This is a genomic window from Oleiphilus sp. HI0117 (assembly GCF_001635235.1).
On sequence record NZ_LWGA01001025.1, the window covers coordinates 1 to 1,860 of the forward strand.

2 protein-coding genes are annotated in these 1,860 nt (G+C 42.7%); one reads left to right on the forward strand and one right to left on the reverse strand.

The genetic code is table 11. The features are described from left to right. A partial coding sequence (locus tag A3757_RS18345) for a hypothetical protein (RefSeq protein WP_156506405.1) occupies nucleotides 1-745 on the reverse strand: 745 nt, incomplete at its 3' end. Nucleotides 746-975: 230 nt separating this feature from the next. On the opposite strand from A3757_RS18345, the gene recA reads away from it, so the two are divergent. Next, on the forward strand, nucleotides 976-1,860 hold an 885-nt coding region (gene recA, locus A3757_RS18350), incomplete at its 3' end, for a recombinase RecA (RefSeq protein WP_068740056.1).

The following is a 1,860-nucleotide window of genomic DNA, read 5'->3' on the forward strand; positions in this document are numbered from 1 at the left end:
TATCACTGTTCATTTTTTTGATGTTTTCTAGCAAGGATCTTGATGAGGTGGATAGGGTATGGCATGTCGACTTGGCTTCATTCAGAATCTCTCCTAAGCGCTGTGAGTTCTTTTCGGCCGAAATTACCAGACTACTTGTCTCTTCATTTGCTTGGATTGCTTCAGCTAGTGATTCTTGCCTTATGCGAAAAGCATAGCTCTGGCCAAGCCATATAATGATCATTGGCAATAAGTAGCCGGAATAGGTGTCTATAAGCTTCTGGCTTTCACTGAAAGGATAGTTGTTCCATACCACACCGCTGCGATCGAAGTACACCAATAAGCCAATGCTAGTGAATGAGGTGCAAAACCAAAATAGTCCAGACTTTCTGTTGGCTAATAGATAGGCAATACAAACCAGGGTCGGAATCCAAAATATATGTGAAGAATGTAAGCCGCCAAGGCTGTAGATCATATTGAAGCCATGAGGGAAGGCCCCAACCATTAGCATGTTAGCAACTACGTTTGGAGAGCACTTGAGTCTCACAAGGGTGCTTGAAATAAGCGACATGAGAAGCCCAATCGAAGATGATACTACAAGCGCGGTATAGTCGGCCTTAGTCCATTTAATAATGCTGTAAATCATTACCAGGTTGGTAAAGAACTGGAAGTAAAGTAATAAGCGATAGCGAACCTGAAGCTCTTTGCTTATTGAGTGGGGCTTAGGCCAAAAGAACTGGATGTAATGTTTCAACGGGTCAAGCATGTATTTTGCAATCCAAGGCGGTTAAAGGTACTAATAATAATACTATAGACCTAAAACAGTAGTAAGTCACCTTGGCCAACGCTCGCGTTTGGACGAACGAAAAATAATGAAAAAAATATTGGACAGTTAGTATTTAACTGCACATAATACTGATTATGTATACAGTATAAATTACTGGTCGTAATATTTAGTTATGGCCTGCAAAGAGTTATTAGTTAGGGGATATTTAAATGGAAGACAACAAAAAGAAAGCTTTAGGTGCTGCACTTTCTCAGATAGAGCGTCAGTTTGGTAAGGGTGCAATAATGAAGATGGGCGACCAGCCCAGAGAGGCGATCCCCTCTGTATCAACTGGCTCTCTAGGCCTGGATATTGCTTTGGGAATTGGTGGTCTTCCTTATGGTCGTATTGTTGAAATTTATGGCCCCGAAAGTTCTGGTAAAACAACACTTACATTGCAGGTTATTGCAGAGGCGCAAAAGCAAGGTAAAACCTGTGCGTTTGTTGATGCTGAACATGCTTTGGATCCAATTTACGCAGAGAAGTTAGGCGTCAACGTTGATGAGCTTTTGGTTTCTCAGCCAGATACCGGAGAGCAGGCATTAGAGATCGCCGATATGCTTGTACGCTCAGGTGCTGTTGATGTATTAATTATTGACTCAGTTGCTGCCTTAACGCCAAAAGCTGAAATCGAAGGGGATATGGGTGATAGTCATATGGGCTTGCAGGCGAGACTTATGTCGCAGGCACTTCGTAAGATTACGGGTAATATTAAAAATGCTAATTGCTTGTGTATTTTCATCAACCAAATTCGTATGAAGATCGGCGTAATGTTTGGCAACCCTGAGACAACAACCGGTGGTAACGCCTTAAAATTCTATTCATCGGTACGTTTGGATATTCGTCGTACCGGCGCGGTAAAACAGGGCGACGAAATTATTGGTAACGAAACGCGAGTTAAGGTTGTAAAAAACAAGGTTTCACCACCATTCAAACAGGCAGAGTTCCAGATCCTTTACGGCAAGGGTATATACCGCATGGGGGAAATCATAGATCTCGGTGTTAAGGAAGGCTTGGTAGATAAGGCTGGCGCATGGTACAGCTACAACGGCGAC